The following is a 14,533-nucleotide window of genomic DNA, read 5'->3' on the forward strand; positions in this document are numbered from 1 at the left end:
ATCCGGGCCTCGCCAGAGCGGTACCTTCTTTGTATGGTGGCGCGGAATTTCAGGGACGGGTGGTCCGGTTCTGACATTGACGCAAACGTTGGATACACTAGCGCGTGACCTCTCGTTCGAATCGCTCCTTCTCGAAACTGACGGCCGTGGGCCTGATCGTCGCGTCGTGCGCGCTTGCAGGATGTGGCCGGAAGGCCTACCTCGACGCTCCGCCGGGGGCATCGGCAGACCAGAACGGGACGCCAACATCGGATTACGCCACCGCGAATCCGAATTCCGCCGCGGACGTTCAGACCGAAGTCTACCGTCCGCCGGGCAGTGCCAATGTGCCGACCGCGCCGCGCGGCGAAAAAAAGCGCATTCCGCTCGACGCGATCCTGGACTGATCAGGTCATGAATCACTTTCAGTATCGCAACGGCGTCTTGCACGCTGAAGACGTGAGCTTGACCCGCCTCGCCGACGAGGTCGGGACGCCGTTCTATTGCTACTCGACCGCCACGCTCGAGCGTCACTACCGCGTTTTCGCCGAGGCATTTGCCGGCGTGCCCACGCTGGTGTGCTACGCGATGAAGGCGAACTCCAATCAGTCCGTGCTGCGCACGCTTGCGAAACTCGGCGCGGGCGCCGATGTGGTGTCCGGCGGCGAACTCAAGCGCGCGCGCGCCGCGGGCATTTCGCCGCAGAAGATCCTGTTCTCCGGGATCGGCAAGACCGAAGCCGAGCTGCGACAGGCGCTTGCCGAAGACATTCTCTGCATCAATGTCGAGTCCGAGCCCGAACTCGAACTGCTGTCGAAACTCGCGAGCGAGATGGGCCGGACGGCGCGTATTTCCGTGCGGATCAATCCGGACGTCGATGCGAAGACGCATGCCAAGATTTCCACCGGCAAGTCCGAGAACAAGTTCGGGATTCCGCTGAGCCGTGCGCGCGAGGTTTATGCGCGCGCCGCGAAGCTTCCCGGCATCAAGGTCACCGGCGTCGATATGCATATCGGCAGCCAGATCACCGATCTTGGCCCTCTGGAAGATGCCTTCAAGCTGATGGTTGAATTCGTCGGCACGCTGCGCGCCGACGGCCACCCCATTTCGCACGTGGATTTCGGCGGCGGCCTCGGCATCCCGTACAAGCACGATCTGCCCAATCCGCCGGAACCTGCCGCGTATGCGGCGATGGTCAAGCGGGTGACGAAGGGCCTCGACGCCACGCTGATGTTCGAGCCGGGACGCATGATCGTGGGCAATGCCGGGATTCTTGTCGCCCGCGTGATCTACGTGAAGCATGGCGATGCGAAGAACTTCGTCATCATCGATGCCGCTATGAACGATCTCATTCGTCCGACGCTGTATGAGGCGCATCACGACGTTCTGCCGGTTCGCGAGGACGCCGCGCGCAACTTCACCGCCGACGTGGTCGGCCCGGTCTGCGAGACCGGCGACTATCTGGCCCTCGACCGCCGGATGCCGGAACCGAAGCCCGGCGACCTCGTGGCGATCATGACGGCGGGCGCTTACGGCGCGGTGCAATCCGGCAGCTACAACACCCGCGCGCTGGTGCCTGAGGTGCTGGTGAAGGACGGCCAGTATGCGGTGGTGCGGCCACGGATCGACGCCGAGGCGCTGATCGCGATGGATCGCACAGCGCCGTGGCTCTGACGGTGGGCCGTCGCGGCTACCACAATCCCGGAACCAGCCGGTAGCGCACGTCCGCTCGGTAAGCGTCGTAGCCCGGCAGATTGCGGCCGAGAAACCTCTCTTCGTCGATCAGGCGCACGGCGATCATCGCGCTCAGGATGATCGCGGGAAGGAACGCCCACCACGACCCGAGCGCCAGCGGCGTTGCGAGAAACAGCAAAATTACGCCGACATACATCGGATGCCGGACAAGGGCATAAGGTCCGGTCGAGACGACTGTCTGATCCTTGGCGACTTCCACGATGGCTGATGAGAAGCTGTTTTCGCGAAACACCAGAAACATGATGACGAACCCAAGCGCCACGCCGGCAAAACCTGTCGAGACCAGCGCGACCGGAACGTGCGACCACTGCCAGCGATAGTCGAATCCTGGCACCAGAATCAGGATAATGCCGGCCACGGACGTGAAAGCTAGAATGATCTTCTGGCTCTTTTCCTTTTCGGCAATTGGGCCGGCCTTGAGCCGCCGCCCGATCAGCGCGTCGTCATGCTTGGCGAGATACAGGATGATGGCGGCAGAGGCCGCTCCCATGATCGCGACATAGATCCACCCCTGCCAGTACGTCAGTGACCAGGCCGGGATAAAAAGCAGGGCCGCGATGACGACCAGCGATCGTAGCAATCCCGCGAGTGCCAGTCTGACGTTGAGGCTCATCGAATCGCTCCAGCCGTTCTCCAGCACGTGAAGTAGCTCAACCAGAGACACGGCCAAGCCCGGGAACCGGCGCGTCGCCGTCACGCTTTTGTGAGAAGCAAAGTCGCCATGTCGCGGATGATCGTGCCTTTTGGCAGCCGCTTTGCATGTGGGTAGCGCGTTGAGACCATGCCTCATTGCAGCCGCTGTGCTAGGCTGCAATGGCTTGAATCTGGAGAGCCAGTTGAACGGACCGACCCCAGAGCCATCGGAGCGTCCGCGCATTGCCGAGGAGGCCCGGAAACTTCAGCTCGCGCAAGCTTTGCAGCGTGCGCGGCTCGCGGTCGCATGGGAACGCGGCTGGCCGCATCTCGCGCGGCTGTTGACCGTCGCCGGGCTTTTTCTGGCTGCGTCCTGGGCCGGTCTTTGGGTTGCTCTTCCTTTCGTTATTCGCATCGTCGCCTTTGCCGCCTTCGTGCTGCTTGGATTCGCGGCGCTGGTGCCGGCGATCCGGTTTCGCTGGCCGACGCGCGAGGATGCGCTGCGCCGGCTCGATCGCGGCACCGGGATTCGCCATCGCCCCGCCACAGCGCTGACCGATACGCTCAAATCGCAGGATCCGATTACGCAGGCGCTCTGGCAGGAGCAGCACGCGCGTACGTTGGCGTCGATCAAGCGTATCCGCGCCGGACTGCCGTCACCGCGCCTCGCGCTGCACGATCCGTGGGCGTTGCGCGCGCTGGTGGTTGTGTTGCTGGTTGCGACCTATGTCGCCGCCGGCAGCGATCGCTTCGCGCGCGTCGTCGCGGCGTTCGACTGGAATGGTGCCTTCTCGGCCGCGAACGTTCGCGTCGATGCCTGGGTGACGCCGCCGCCTTACACCAGCCGCCCGCCGATCATTCTCTCGGCCTCCACCAATAAGGACGCGCCGCCGTCTGATGCCGGGCCTGTTTCGGTGCCGGCGGGAAGCACGCTGATCGTCCGGTCCAGCGGTGGCAGGCTCGATGTCGCCGCGAGCGGCGGCGTGACGGAAACGCCTGTCGCAGGGAATGCGCCGCAGGGCACCAACGAGCGGAACTTTACGATTACGGGCGACGGCACCGCGCATGTCCGTTCGCCTTCGGGGCAGCCGCAATGGACATTCAAGGCGATGCCCGATCGCGCGCCCAGCATTTCGCTGGCCAAGGACCCCGAACGGCAGGCCAAGGGTGCGCTGCTGCTATCCTACAAGCTCGAAGACGATTACGGCGTCACCGAAGCCCATGCGCAGTTCGCGCCCCGTGCGGCGAAAGAGGATGGTACCAGGGAGGACAGCGCCAAGGCGCAGCCGCTGTTCGATCCGCCGTCGATTACGCTCGGATTGCCGAACGTGCGCACGCGCAACGGCGTCGGCCAGACGGTGAAGGACCTGAGCGAAAATCCTTACGCCGGTGCGGATGTCACGCTAACGCTCACCGCGAAAGACGAAGCCGGCAACGAAGGGCGCAGCGAGCCGTTCGACATGCGGCTGCCGGAGCGGCTGTTCGTGAAGCCGCTGGCGCGGGCACTGATCGAGCAGCGCCGTAACCTCGCGCTCGACGCCAACCAGAAGCCACTGGTGCTGATCGCGCTCGAAGCTCTGATGATTGCGCCCGAGGCGTTCACGCCCGAGCTAGGGCATTATCTCGGCCTGCGTAGCGTTTCGAACCGGCTGAACCGCGCAAAGACGCGCGACGCCATGCGCGAGACCGTCGATAGCTTGTGGGCGCTCGCGATCGCGATCGAGGACGGCAACATCACCGATGTCGAGAAGGCGCTGCGCGCCGCGCAGGACGCGCTCAAGGAGGCGCTGGAGCGCGGCGCGAGCGACGAAGAGATCAAGAAGCTGACCGACAACCTGCGAGCGGCGCTGGACAATTTCATGCGCCAGCTGGCCGAGCAACTGCGCAACAATCCGCAGCAGCTGGCGCGGCCGCTCGATCCCAATACCAAGGTGATGCGCCAGCAGGATCTCAAGAACATGATTGATCGCATGGAGCGGCTGTCGCGCTCCGGCGACAAGGATGCCGCGCGCGCGCTGCTCGATCAGATGCAGCAGATGCTGGAAAACCTGCAGATGGCGCAGCCCGGGCAGGGCGACGGCGAGATGGAGCAGGCGCTGAACGAACTCGGCGACATGATCCGCAAGCAGCAGCAGTTGCGCGACAAGACGTTCAAGCAGGGACAGGAATCCCGCCGCGAACGCGGCCGCGGCGAGCAGGGTAATCAGGGCCAGATGGACGGGCTGCGCCAGGACCAGCAGGCGCTGCGCGACCGGCTGAGCAAGCTGCTCGAGGACATGAAGAAGAACGGCATGATGCCGGGCCAACGCGGCGAGAAGGGCCAGCCGGGTCAAGGTCAGCAGGGCCAGCAGGGTCAGGGCCAGGACGGTCAGGACGGCGGCGATGCGCTTGGCGACGCCGACTCCGCGATGGGCGATGCCGGCAGTCAGCTTGGACAGGGCAATGCCGACAGCGCCGTCGATTCACAAGGCCGTGCGCTTGAGGCCCTGCGCAAGGGCGCGCAGAATCTCGCGCAGTCGATGCAGCAGGGCGAGGGACAGGACACCGGGCCGGGCGAACGCATGGGCCGTCAGCAGAACAGCGGCAACACCACCGATCCGCTGGGACGGCCGCTGAGCGGCCGCGAGTGGAGCGACGATCTTTCCGTGAAGATTCCCGGTGAGATCGACGTGCAGCGCGTGCGGCGGATTCTGGAAGAACTGCGCCGCCGTCTCGCGGACCCGCAGCGGCCGCAGATTGAACTCGATTACATCGAGCGTTTGCTCAAGGATTATTGAGCCTTAGGCGCGCTTCGGCCTTCATGCCGGGCGCAGCACAGTCCCCATCCGTTTTTTCGATCAGGAGCGCTTGACAGTTTCGGCCAGCGCTTGTACTTAACCATCAGGTTATTTAACCGAATGGTTATATGAAGGCGCCGATGGACCCGCTCAGCACCAAGTTCGCTGCCCTTGCCGACCCTACCCGCCGCGCCATCCTCGCGCGGCTGGTGCTGGGCGAAACATCGGTGACGGAACTCGCCGAGCCGTTCGCCATGAGCATGCCGGCGGTGTCGAAGCACCTAAAGGTGCTGGAACATGCCGGTCTGGTGACGCGCGGTCGCGCGGCGCAGTGGCGTCCGTGCAAGATCGAACCGGCGGCGCTCCGGGAAGTTGACGACTGGCTCGAGAGCTATCGCCGGTTCTGGGAGGCGGGGCTGGACCGTCTTGAGGAATATCTCGGCGGATTGCAGGCGAAGGAAACAAGCGCCGCTAGCAAGCCCGGAAAGCCCAAGCACCGGAAGACGACAAAGCGCGCATCGCCCCGAAAATAGAATTCCCTTCGCGGCTGCGCCGCGAACCACCCGAAGACGTCACAAGTACATCCAAAGCCGAGGAGCACACCATGACCGATCAAATGCCGCCGCTACCACCGCTCGTTCCGCATCTCGTGGTCAGGGGCGCAAGTGAGGCCATTGAATTTTACAAGAAGGGGCTCGGCGCCACCGAATTGATGCGGATGCCCGCCGAGGACGGCAAGCGCCTGATGCATGCGCACCTCATCATCAACGGCGCGGTTGTATTCCTGATGGACGACTTTCCCGAGTACCGCGGCACGACCGATCACGGCGACGGCAAGACCATTCCGCCCGACGAACTCGGCGGCTCCAGCTTCCTGCTGCATCTCGAAGTGCCGAACTGCGACGAGGCCGTGAAGCGCGCGGTGGATGCAGGCGCGAAAGTCATTGTGCAGCCATGGGATGCGTTCTGGGGCGCGCGTTACGCCGAAGTGCGCGATCCGTTCGGTCACGGCTGGAGTTTCGGTCATCCGCTGGCCACCGGCTGCACGGCCTGAGCCATTCAGGAGAAAACCATGCTGACTCAAGCAAAGCCCATCGCCATCGCGGCGCACGCACTCGCTGTCACGCGCACGTTCAACGCGCCGCGCGATCTTGTGTGGAAGGCATGGTCGGAGGCAGATCGCCTTGCGCAATGGTGGGGGCCGAAAGGCTGCAAACTCGATGTTGCGAAACTCGAGTTTCGGCCGGGCGGGGTGTTTCACTACAGCATGCTGATGCCGGACGGCGCGACCACATGGTGGGGCCGTTTCGTCTATCGCGAGATCGTCAAGCCCGAGCGCATCGTGTTCGTCAGTTCGTTCTCGGACGCAAAGGGCGGAATTGCGCGCGCGCCGTTCGACCCGACGTGGCCGCTGGAAGTTCACAACATTCTCACGCTCTCCGAGCATGACGGGAAAACCATGCTGGAGTTACACGGCGCTCCCGTAAATCCGTCCGCGGAGGAGCGTGTGAGCTTCGAGGGTCTGTTCGATTGCATGCAGCAGGGTTACGGCGGCACCTTCGACCAGCTCGACGAACATCTGGCGAAGACCTGATCTCCAGATTCACTGCAATCGCTGGGCCTGCCATGGCCCGGCCAAGGTTCCGGCTCGATGCCGAAAGGATTGTCACTATGAACGAACTCGTTCCGATTTCGCCGACCGCGCTATGGACCGGCCGCATCCTCAGCGGTCTGGTCGTCCTGTTCCTGCTGTTCGACGGTGCCATCAAGCTGATCCCGCTCGATATAGTGATCGAGACGTCGCGTCAGCTCGGCATCCCGACCGATCTCGCGGTTACCCTCGGCGTGCTGACGCTGGCCGGCACGCTGCTCTATGCCTATCCCAAGACCTCGGTGCTCGGCGCCATCCTGCTGACCGGCTACCTCGGCGGCGCGATCTATGTGCATGTCCGCGCCGGAAGCCCGCTGTTCAGCCACACGCTGTTCGGCGTCTACCTCGGCATCCTGCTCTGGGCCGGGCTGTATCTGCGCGACGAGCGGCTGCGTCTGATCTTTCCCTGGCGTCGCTGACGTCTGATTTCACGCTTTCACGTAAGACGGAGTAAAAACATGACTACCCTGATGTACATCGCTATAGCTCTCGCCGTTCTGATCGCAATCGTTCTCATCGTCGCGGCGATGCGACCGGATATTTTCCGCGTGCAGCGGTCCATCGACATCAACGCGCCCGCGGAGAAGATTTTCCCGCTGATTAACGACTACAGGCACTGGGGCTCGTGGTCGCCTTACGAGAAGCTCGATCCGGCCATGCAGCGGACGTTCAGTGGCGCGCCGAACGGCAAGGGTTCGGTGTATGAGTGGAACGGCAACAAGAATGTCGGCCGCGGTCGCATGGAGATCCTGGACGCGACGCCTTCGTCCAAAATCGTCATCAAGCTGGATTTCTTCAGCCCGTTCGAAGCGCACAATACGGCTGAGTTCACCATGCAGCCCAAGGGCAACGCGACCAACGTGACCTGGGCGATGCAGGGTCCTGTGCCTTACATGATGAAGATCATGCACATGTTCATGAACATGGATCGCATGTGCGGCGACCAGTTTCAGCAGGGATTGAGCAGCATGAAGGCCGTCGCCGAAAAGTAGCTTTGATGGTGGTCTGCCATGGCAACGGGCAACGATCTGCGGCGCATCGCGCTGTCTCTGGACGGTACCACCGAGGCGCCGCATTTCGATCGGACGGCGTTCAAGGTAGCCCGGATCTTTGTGACGCTCGCCGCCGATGGCCGCACCGCCAATATCAAGTTCACGGCGGAAGAGCAGGAGTTCAAATGCATGCTTGCGCCCGGAGCATTCACACCGGTGCCGAATGCCTGGGGCAAGCAGGGATGGACGACACTAAGTCTTGCGGCGCTGGGCGTCGCTGAACTCAGGAACGCACTGGAAATGGCATGGCAACATGCGCAACCAAAGAAGCGGAAGTAACAGGTGGTGATGGTCGTCGGTTACTAGGACGGATCGAGCAGTCTTGCTCCGGAACCCTGCTTTGAAAGCTGATCTGAAGGATTGCGCAGCGGGCAGGTTTTGAGTGAGAGGCATCCGCATCCGATGCAGCCGCCGAGTTGATCACGAAGACGGGTCAGCTTGGCGATGCGTTTATCCAGATCGGCGCGCCAGCTGGCGGAAAGTCTCGCCCAGTCCCTTGCCGTCGGCGGGCGTCCCTTGGGTAACGACGTTAAGGCGTCGTGGATCGCGGCAAGCGGCACGCCGGTGCTTTGCGCCACCTTGATGATGGCGACCTGGCGCAACACGGCTCGCGGATAGCGGCGCTGGTTGCCTTGGTTGCGGCGGCTCGCGATGAGTCCCTTGGACTCATAGAAATGGAGAGTGGAAACGGCGACGCCGGAACGTTGGGCGACCTCGCCGACAGTCAGTTCGCGGGCAATCCCGGCGGATGGTTTGCCGTGGTGGTCCTTGTTCGTCATCGCTTGACCTCAACTTAAGTTGAGGTTGTAGGCTGCCTTGTCCGTCATCGCAAGACGTCGCGATGGCGGAGCTAACCTCCCATGGCAATCAGGAATGAAATCGATGAGCGGAACCATTCATCACGATCGGACACAGTCGCCGGGCAACGAGCCGCAGCCGTTTGTCCTGATCAACAGCTTCACGCCCAAGCCGGGCAAGCTCGACGAACTCGCTGCTCTGCTTGAGGCCGCCCGGGATTCGTTCTCGGAAAAGATCTCGGGGTTTCACGGTGGCCGGATCTATCGTGACGTCGATGGAAGCTCAGCCCTGCTGATCGGCGTGTTCGAGACCGAAGATCACTACGAAAGCTGGACCACGACCGATCTGTTCGCCAGTTACCGGGCGCAAATACTGCCGCTGATCGAAAGCATGGGGCAGTCACGTATAGAGGCACGCAATGCACGCAAGACCGCACACCGCAGGACGCCAGAACGCACGCGGGACGATATGGATGCCTGTGCGTCTTAAGGCCGAAACGCGAACCGGTGCCGTCTCGCCGTCAGCTGTTGCGGCCTTCGCCGCGCAGCGTCGGCAGGCCGATCCCGGTAGCCTCGAAGCCGCCGTCCACCGACAGCATCTGTCCGGTGATGTAGCTGGCGCGGTCGCTGCACAGGAAGAAGATCGCCTCGGCGAGTTCTTCCTCGAGTCCATAGCGATTGAGCGGGATGGTATCGTGATAGTCAGCGCGGATCGCGGGTGTATGAACCGCTTTCGCCATTGCAGTATCGACCGGGCCGGGCGCGACCGCGTTGACGCGAATGCCGAGTGTCGCGAGTTCGACGGCGAACTGCTTGGTGAGATGGGCGAGGCCAGCCTTGCTGGTCCCGTATGCGGTGCGCAGCGTCGAGGCGCGAAGCGCCGAAATCGAGGTGATGTTCACGATTGCGCCGCCGCCGTTCTCGCGCATCAGCGGCGCGGCCGCCTGGGTGCAAAGGAACGGTCCGGTCAGGTTCACCGCCAGCACGCGGTCCCAGTCGGCTTGCGTGGTTTCGAGCAGCGGTTTGAAGATCGCGATACCGGCATTGTTGACCAGTGCGTCGAGCCGCCCGAAATGCTGGACCGCCTGCTTGAAAGCGGCGGCAACGGCGTCGGCGTCAGAGACGTCGCAATGGATCGCCAGCGTCGTGTCGGGTGCCGCGAGCGTCTTGAAGGTCTGCGCGAGCAGGTCCTTTTCGATGTCGAGCAGCGCGACATGCCAGCCGTCGGCCAGAAATCGCTTCGCTGCGGCCAGTCCAATGCCCCGCGCGGCGCCGGTCACCAGCGCGACCTTCTTGTGTCCCTTGGTCATGTCCCGTTCCGTTTCTTGATTGATGCCGTCAGAACTTCCCATGGCATTGACCATTTTTCACGGCTCATCACAACAGCCGCCCGCGCCTGTCGCGCGAATTGACTGTCTAACCCCTCACACAATCGACAAGAATGTTCAGGATACGTCACGCCATGTCTTCAAGCTTTGCAAAAAACGCGATCGTGCTCGGTCTGTTGTCCGCGATCGGCCCTTTCGCCATCGATATGTATCTCCCTGCGCTGCCGGCCATCGCGTCGGACTTGCAGGCATCCACCGCGGCCACGCAGATGACGCTGATGGCGTTTTTCGTGGCGTTCGGGGTGTGCCAGATCGTCTACGGGCCGGTCTCGGACATGGTGGGCCGCAAGCCGCCGCTTTATTTCGGAATCGTGGTCTTTGCGCTCGGCAGCATCGGCTGCGGTCTTGCGCCGAGCATCGCATGGCTGATCTTCTTCCGCTTCGTGCAGGGCCTCGGCGCGGCGGCGGTGATGGTGATCCCGCGCGCGGTGATCCGCGATCTGCATACCGGCGTCGATGCGACGCGCCTGATGTCGCTGGTGATGCTGGTGTTCAGCGTCTCGCCGATTCTGGCGCCGCTGGTCGGCAGCGGCCTGATCGTTCCGTTCGGCTGGCGCTCGGTGTTTGCTGCTGTCACCGCCGCCTCTATCCTCTCATTCCTGCTCGTCGCGTTCGTGCTGCCCGAAACGCGGCCGCCCGAAGAGCGGGTCGAGGTCAGCGTCCGCAGCGTGCTTGACGGCTTCGGCGAACTGTTCCGCGACTGGCGTTTCCTTGGGCTGACCTTCATCGGCGGCTTCGGCATGGCGAGCTTCTTCGCGTTCCTTGCCAGCTCGTCCTTCATCTATATGGGCCACTTCGGCCTGACGCCGACGCAGTACGGCCTGACGTTCTCGGTGAACGCCATCGGCTTCATCGGCGCCTCCCAGTTCAGTGCTTATCTGGCGTCGCGCTTCGGCATCACGCGCGTGGTCTCGGTGGCGGTAACTTGCTTCACAGTGGCGACGCTTGCCCTGTTCGCGGTGACGGCTGCCGGTGTCGACAGCCTCATTGTGCTCGTTGTGATGCTGTTCATCGCCAACGCCTGGCTGGGGCTCGTGATTCCCTCAACCATGGTGCTGTCGCTGGAAGATCATGGCCCGATCGCCGGCATGGCGTCGGCGCTGGGCGGTACGTTGCAGATGATCACGGGGGCCGTGATGATCGTCGTCGCCAGCGCTTTCTTCGACGGCACGGCGATGCCGATGGTGGCGACCATCGCGGTGTGCGCGGTTGCGGCCTTCATCCTGACGCGCATGACGTTGCGCTCCGGCAAGGCCGCGCCGCAGTTGGCGGAATAGCTTAGTCGGGGTCGCGCGATGCCAGTGCATCCGCGACCGCGGTGCGGATGTCCGCCACGGCGAACGGCTTAGTGATGACGTCGTGGACGATAGCTTCCAGTCCGGACGCGCGTTCGCGCTGATCGGCAAAGCCCGTCATCATGAGGACCGTTAGTCGCGGGAAGTCGCGTGCGACGGCCAGCGCCAGCGCGATGCCGTCCATCACAGGCATCTTGATGTCGGTGAGCAGAAGATCGAACGCGCCTTCTTCGCGCGTGAGGATTTCCAGCGCCTCGGCGCCGTCTTCCGCGGTGACGATCTCATGGCCATCCATGGCGATCGCCCGCGCCACAAGCAGGCGCATCGACTCTTCGTCGTCTGCGATCAGGACGCGCGACATTCAGGTTCCTCCGGACGCAATGTCCAGCTTGTGGAAGAACCTCACGGCAATTTCGCGGCCTTCCGCCGGCGGGGAGGCCAGCCGCGTCTTGAACCAGGCCTTCTCGCCGGGGTTGAGCGTTGGCTGCTCCAGCACGGCATTCCAGGCGTAGATGTCCGCACCCTTGGCGTCGCGCACGATGAATCGCAGCCGGGGAATCTCGACGGACTTGCGCGTGACATCGACGATCGCGCCTTCGATCAGCAGGACCGGCTTGTTGTTCACCGTCTCGGTGCTGATCCTGAGATCCTCAAAGGCGAGGCCGCGCAGGTTCACGCCCATGCCGATCATCTTGAAGAACGCCGCAGTCTGCGGCAGTACCCGCACCACGTCGGTGCGCCAGGCGGTCAGGCCGAACACCATCGCGCCGAGCGCCACGCAGACGGTCGGCAGTGTCAGAACGCCGGGCAGGGCCTTGGCCCAGTTCGCCGATTTCAGGAAGGGCGCGACGGAGGCGCCAAGTTTTTTGAACCGGGACGATTTGGCCGGAGCGGCCTCGGTCATCGCCTCCTGCCGGGCCAGTGCGGTCCAGTTCCCGTCTGCTTCGGTGGCTGGTTGCGTGGCCTCGGGTTCGGGCCATCCGGCGGAAATCGACGGGCTTTCGACATGCGGCGCATTGTCCTCGCGCCAGTCGTCTGCCGCATCGTTTTGCGGTCCAAAACCATCCTGCGGACGGGTATCGTCCATGTCGTTCCGGGACATGGCAGCGGTGGACGCGAGTTCCTGCGGCACCGCGAGCCAGACTTCCTGACACCGGGCGCACCGGACTCGGCGTCCGGCCTCGCTGAAATTGGCCGGATCGATCGCGTAGGATGTCGTACAATTGGGACAAACGATATGCATGGACGAATCGCCGGAGTGAACGCGTCTGGTGGAGTGGATTTGACATTCGCGATCCAGTGACCGCGAATCCGCATCGCGAATGTCAAATCCAAAGCTCCACCAGAAGCTTATGCTTGCTAGTGGTCCGTCGATTCCGGCATTCGCAAAGGTGCCCGCAGCGAGGGAATGCGAATGCCGGAATCGGACCACTAGATGCTATCCGGCGTCCGTTAACGAATCGGAAACCATAACGGCCTCAAAAGCGTTTATGGCGTCCGCCCCGGCGGTTGCCGGCTGATGGGGATGTCCGGAGACATCCCGCGCAGCGCGTCTCCATCGGTCATGTCGAACGGAGCTGAGATTGGTCCGGTTCGAAAATGTCGGTTTGCGTTACGGGCTCGGCCCGGAGGTTCTGCGCGACCTGACCTTCCAGATTCCTGCGCGCTCGTTCCAGTTTCTCACCGGACCGTCGGGTGCCGGCAAGACGTCGCTGCTGCGCATGCTGTTCCTGTCGCTGCGGCCGACGCGTGGTCTGGTCAATCTGTTCGGCAAGGACGTGTCGCTGCTCGACAAGGATGCGCGCGCCGAATTGCGTTCGCGGATCGGGATCGTGCTGCAGGACTTCCGGCTGCTCGATCACATGACAACCTATGAAAACGTCGCGCTGCCGTTCCGCGTGATGGGACGCAGCGAATCCAGCTACCGCAGGGAGGTCATCGACCTTCTCAATTGGGTCGGGCTCGGCAAGCGGATGGATGCGCTGCCGCCGATCCTGTCGGGCGGTGAGAAGCAGCGCGCCGCGATCGCGCGCGCGGTGATCGCCCGTCCGCAGTTGCTGCTGGCGGACGAGCCGACCGGCAACGTCGATCCGTCACTGGCGCGGCGGCTGCTCAGCCTTTTCATTCAATTGAACAAATCCGGCACCGCCGTCATCATCGCGACCCACGACATCGCGTTGATGGATCAATACGAGGCGCGGCGCATGGTGCTCCATGAATCGCGGCTGCACATCTATGATTGATGACCGCAAGATCATGATGGATCTGGGCGACAGCAAGTCGGAAGTCGCGGCGAGTGCGCGAAATCTGTCGCCAATCGTTCCGCGCGGCTCGATCGCCGGGCGCGCGCTGATCGCGGTCGTGGCCATCATGACGTATCTCGCCTCGATGACGACCGGTGCGGTGTTGCTGGTGCGGTCGTCGGCGGCCCAATGGCAATCCGACGTGTCCAGCGAATTGACGATCCAACTGCGGCCTTCGCCGGGGCGCGACATCGAGCGTGACATTCGCAGTGTCACCGAGGCGACGCGGACGCTGCCCGGCATTTTGGAAGTGCGCCCCTTCAGCAAGGACGAGTCGGCCAAACTTCTTGAGCCGTGGTTGGGCACCGGATTGTCGCTCAACGACCTGCCCGTTCCACGCGTCATTGTCGTGCGCATCGCGCCGGGGGCGACGCCGGATCTCGCGGCCATGCGCCGCAGCGTCGCGCAGGCGGCTCCATCCGCAACCATCGACGATCATCGCGCCTGGATCGAGCGGATGCGCTCGATGACCGGGGCCATCGTGCTGGCGGGCACCGGCATCCTTATTTTGGTGATCGTGGCGACGGTGATTTCGGTGTCGTTTGCCACCAGAGGTGCGATGGCCGCCAACCGGCCAATCGTCGAGGTGCTGCATTTCGTCGGTGCGCAGGATCGCTATATCGCCAACCGCTTCCTCCGCCATTTTCTGCGGCTGGGCCTGGAGGGCGGCCTGATCGGCGGGCTGGCCGCGATGCTGACCTTCGGCTTTTCGGAATCGATCGCGAGTTGGTTTTCCGGCACGCCGGTCGGCGATCAGTTCGCAGCGCTACTCGGGACATTCGCGTTGCCCGCTTCGGGCTATCTGGTGCTTGCCGCCCAGACCCTCCTGATTGCTGCTGTGACCGCATGGGCGTCGCGGCGGACACTTTTTGCAACCCTTGAGGAAATCGATTGAGCGCATTT

The 14,533-nt window shown here is 63.2% G+C and carries 18 protein-coding genes; 13 read left to right on the forward strand and 5 right to left on the reverse strand.

The features are described 5' to 3' along the window. Positions 1-104 precede the first annotated feature (104 nt). Together HNQ36_RS12890 and lysA are read left to right on the forward strand one after the other, a co-directional pair. Positions 105-386, forward strand: coding sequence for a hypothetical protein (locus tag HNQ36_RS12890; RefSeq protein ID WP_184085605.1), 282 nt, complete (start codon positions 105-107; stop codon positions 384-386). A 7-nt stretch (positions 387-393) separates the two neighbouring features. Beyond that, complete coding sequence (lysA, locus tag HNQ36_RS12895; RefSeq protein ID WP_184085607.1) at positions 394-1,653, forward strand: diaminopimelate decarboxylase; 1,260 nt, start codon at positions 394-396, stop codon at positions 1,651-1,653. A 16-nt stretch (positions 1,654-1,669) separates the two neighbouring features. Here lysA and HNQ36_RS12900 read toward each other — a convergent pair whose 3' ends face one another. Further along, positions 1,670-2,398, reverse strand: coding sequence for a methyltransferase family protein (locus HNQ36_RS12900; RefSeq protein ID WP_347339959.1), 729 nt, complete (start codon positions 2,396-2,398; stop codon positions 1,670-1,672). 172 nt (positions 2,399-2,570) lie between these two features. Here HNQ36_RS12900 and HNQ36_RS12905 point away from each other — a divergent pair, with 172 nt between their 5' ends. The 7 genes from HNQ36_RS12905 (at position 2,571) to HNQ36_RS12935 (ending at position 8,126) form a co-directional block, all read left to right on the forward strand. Further along, entirely contained in the window at positions 2,571-5,144 is a 2,574-nt protein-coding gene (locus HNQ36_RS12905; RefSeq protein ID WP_184085611.1) for a TIGR02302 family protein, read from the forward strand. A gap of 140 nt (positions 5,145-5,284) precedes the next feature. Beyond that, the gene (locus HNQ36_RS12910) at positions 5,285-5,677 is read left to right on the forward strand and encodes an ArsR/SmtB family transcription factor (protein WP_184085613.1); all 393 of its coding nucleotides are present in this window, start codon (positions 5,285-5,287) and stop codon (positions 5,675-5,677) included. Positions 5,678-5,748: 71 nt separating this feature from the next. Beyond that, positions 5,749-6,198 carry a VOC family protein gene (locus tag HNQ36_RS12915; RefSeq protein WP_184085616.1) on the forward strand — a complete coding sequence of 150 codons (450 nt, stop codon included), beginning with the start codon at positions 5,749-5,751 and terminating at the stop codon, positions 6,196-6,198. Between the two features lie 18 nt (positions 6,199-6,216). Beyond that, positions 6,217-6,738 (forward strand): SRPBCC family protein, encoded by a 522-nt coding sequence (locus tag HNQ36_RS12920; RefSeq protein ID WP_184085618.1) that lies wholly within the window; start codon positions 6,217-6,219, stop codon positions 6,736-6,738. Positions 6,739-6,815: 77 nt separating this feature from the next. Beyond that, the gene (locus HNQ36_RS12925) at positions 6,816-7,214 is read left to right on the forward strand and encodes a DoxX family protein (RefSeq protein WP_184085620.1); all 399 of its coding nucleotides are present in this window, start codon (positions 6,816-6,818) and stop codon (positions 7,212-7,214) included. Positions 7,215-7,253: 39 nt separating this feature from the next. Beyond that, positions 7,254-7,787, forward strand: coding sequence for an SRPBCC family protein (locus HNQ36_RS12930; protein WP_184085622.1), 534 nt, complete (start codon positions 7,254-7,256; stop codon positions 7,785-7,787). Between the two features lie 18 nt (positions 7,788-7,805). Beyond that, entirely contained in the window at positions 7,806-8,126 is a 321-nt protein-coding gene (locus HNQ36_RS12935) for an MmcQ/YjbR family DNA-binding protein (RefSeq protein WP_184085624.1), read from the forward strand. A gap of 23 nt (positions 8,127-8,149) precedes the next feature. On the opposite strand, the gene soxR is transcribed toward HNQ36_RS12935, so the two are convergent. Beyond that, entirely contained in the window at positions 8,150-8,626 is a 477-nt protein-coding gene (soxR, locus tag HNQ36_RS12940; RefSeq protein WP_184085626.1) for a redox-sensitive transcriptional activator SoxR, read from the reverse strand. 103 nt (positions 8,627-8,729) lie between these two features. On the opposite strand from soxR, the gene HNQ36_RS12945 reads away from it, so the two are divergent. Further along, positions 8,730-9,134: an antibiotic biosynthesis monooxygenase family protein gene (locus HNQ36_RS12945; RefSeq protein WP_184085628.1), complete on the forward strand. Its 405-nt coding sequence runs from the start codon at positions 8,730-8,732 to the stop codon at positions 9,132-9,134. Positions 9,135-9,165: 31 nt separating this feature from the next. Here HNQ36_RS12945 and HNQ36_RS12950 read toward each other — a convergent pair whose 3' ends face one another. After that, entirely contained in the window at positions 9,166-9,954 is a 789-nt protein-coding gene (locus HNQ36_RS12950; RefSeq protein WP_184085630.1) for an SDR family NAD(P)-dependent oxidoreductase, read from the reverse strand. Between the two features lie 152 nt (positions 9,955-10,106). On the opposite strand from HNQ36_RS12950, the gene HNQ36_RS12955 reads away from it, so the two are divergent. Beyond that, complete coding sequence (locus HNQ36_RS12955) at positions 10,107-11,309, forward strand: multidrug effflux MFS transporter (RefSeq protein WP_184085632.1); 1,203 nt, start codon at positions 10,107-10,109, stop codon at positions 11,307-11,309. Position 11,310: 1 nt separating this feature from the next. Here HNQ36_RS12955 and HNQ36_RS12960 read toward each other — a convergent pair whose 3' ends face one another. Both HNQ36_RS12960 and HNQ36_RS12965 read right to left on the reverse strand, forming a co-directional pair. Next, positions 11,311-11,688: a response regulator gene (locus tag HNQ36_RS12960; RefSeq protein WP_184085634.1), complete on the reverse strand. Its 378-nt coding sequence runs from the start codon at positions 11,686-11,688 to the stop codon at positions 11,311-11,313. Then, a complete protein-coding gene (locus tag HNQ36_RS12965; RefSeq protein ID WP_184085636.1) occupies positions 11,689-12,570 on the reverse strand; it encodes a zinc-ribbon domain-containing protein in 882 nt (293 codons plus the stop codon). A gap of 340 nt (positions 12,571-12,910) precedes the next feature. Here HNQ36_RS12965 and ftsE point away from each other — a divergent pair, with 340 nt between their 5' ends. Together ftsE and HNQ36_RS12975 are read left to right on the forward strand one after the other, a co-directional pair. Beyond that, complete coding sequence (gene ftsE, locus HNQ36_RS12970) at positions 12,911-13,570, forward strand: cell division ATP-binding protein FtsE (RefSeq protein ID WP_184085638.1); 660 nt, start codon at positions 12,911-12,913, stop codon at positions 13,568-13,570. Then, positions 13,563-14,525, forward strand: a complete 963-nt coding sequence (locus HNQ36_RS12975) for a cell division protein FtsX (protein ID WP_046828762.1) — start codon at positions 13,563-13,565, stop codon at positions 14,523-14,525. Before ftsE ends, HNQ36_RS12975 begins: the two co-directional genes overlap by 8 nt. The last annotated feature ends 8 nt before the right edge of the window (positions 14,526-14,533 follow it).

Source organism: Afipia massiliensis (assembly GCF_014203115.1).
Classification (GTDB): Bacteria; Pseudomonadota; Alphaproteobacteria; order Rhizobiales; family Xanthobacteraceae; genus Afipia; species Afipia massiliensis.

Coding starts and splice junctions, on each gene's coding strand:
- HNQ36_RS12930 (WP_184085622.1), top strand. CDS start 7,254: ATGACTACCCTGATGTACATCGCTATAGCTCTCGCCGTTCTGATCGCA.
- HNQ36_RS12915 (WP_184085616.1), top strand. CDS start 5,749: ATGACCGATCAAATGCCGCCGCTACCACCGCTCGTTCCGCATCTCGTG.
- HNQ36_RS12975 (WP_046828762.1), top strand. CDS start 13,563: ATGATTGATGACCGCAAGATCATGATGGATCTGGGCGACAGCAAGTCG.
- HNQ36_RS12910 (WP_184085613.1), top strand. CDS start 5,285: ATGGACCCGCTCAGCACCAAGTTCGCTGCCCTTGCCGACCCTACCCGC.
- HNQ36_RS12955 (WP_184085632.1), top strand. CDS start 10,107: ATGTCTTCAAGCTTTGCAAAAAACGCGATCGTGCTCGGTCTGTTGTCC.
- HNQ36_RS12925 (WP_184085620.1), top strand. CDS start 6,816: ATGAACGAACTCGTTCCGATTTCGCCGACCGCGCTATGGACCGGCCGC.
- HNQ36_RS12960 (WP_184085634.1), bottom strand. CDS start 11,688: ATGTCGCGCGTCCTGATCGCAGACGACGAAGAGTCGATGCGCCTGCTT.
- HNQ36_RS12935 (WP_184085624.1), top strand. CDS start 7,806: ATGGCAACGGGCAACGATCTGCGGCGCATCGCGCTGTCTCTGGACGGT.
- HNQ36_RS12945 (WP_184085628.1), top strand. CDS start 8,730: ATGAGCGGAACCATTCATCACGATCGGACACAGTCGCCGGGCAACGAG.
- HNQ36_RS12920 (WP_184085618.1), top strand. CDS start 6,217: ATGCTGACTCAAGCAAAGCCCATCGCCATCGCGGCGCACGCACTCGCT.
- lysA (WP_184085607.1), top strand. CDS start 394: ATGAATCACTTTCAGTATCGCAACGGCGTCTTGCACGCTGAAGACGTG.
- HNQ36_RS12965 (WP_184085636.1), bottom strand. CDS start 12,570: ATGCATATCGTTTGTCCCAATTGTACGACATCCTACGCGATCGATCCG.
- soxR (WP_184085626.1), bottom strand. CDS start 8,626: ATGACGAACAAGGACCACCACGGCAAACCATCCGCCGGGATTGCCCGC.
- HNQ36_RS12950 (WP_184085630.1), bottom strand. CDS start 9,954: ATGACCAAGGGACACAAGAAGGTCGCGCTGGTGACCGGCGCCGCGCGG.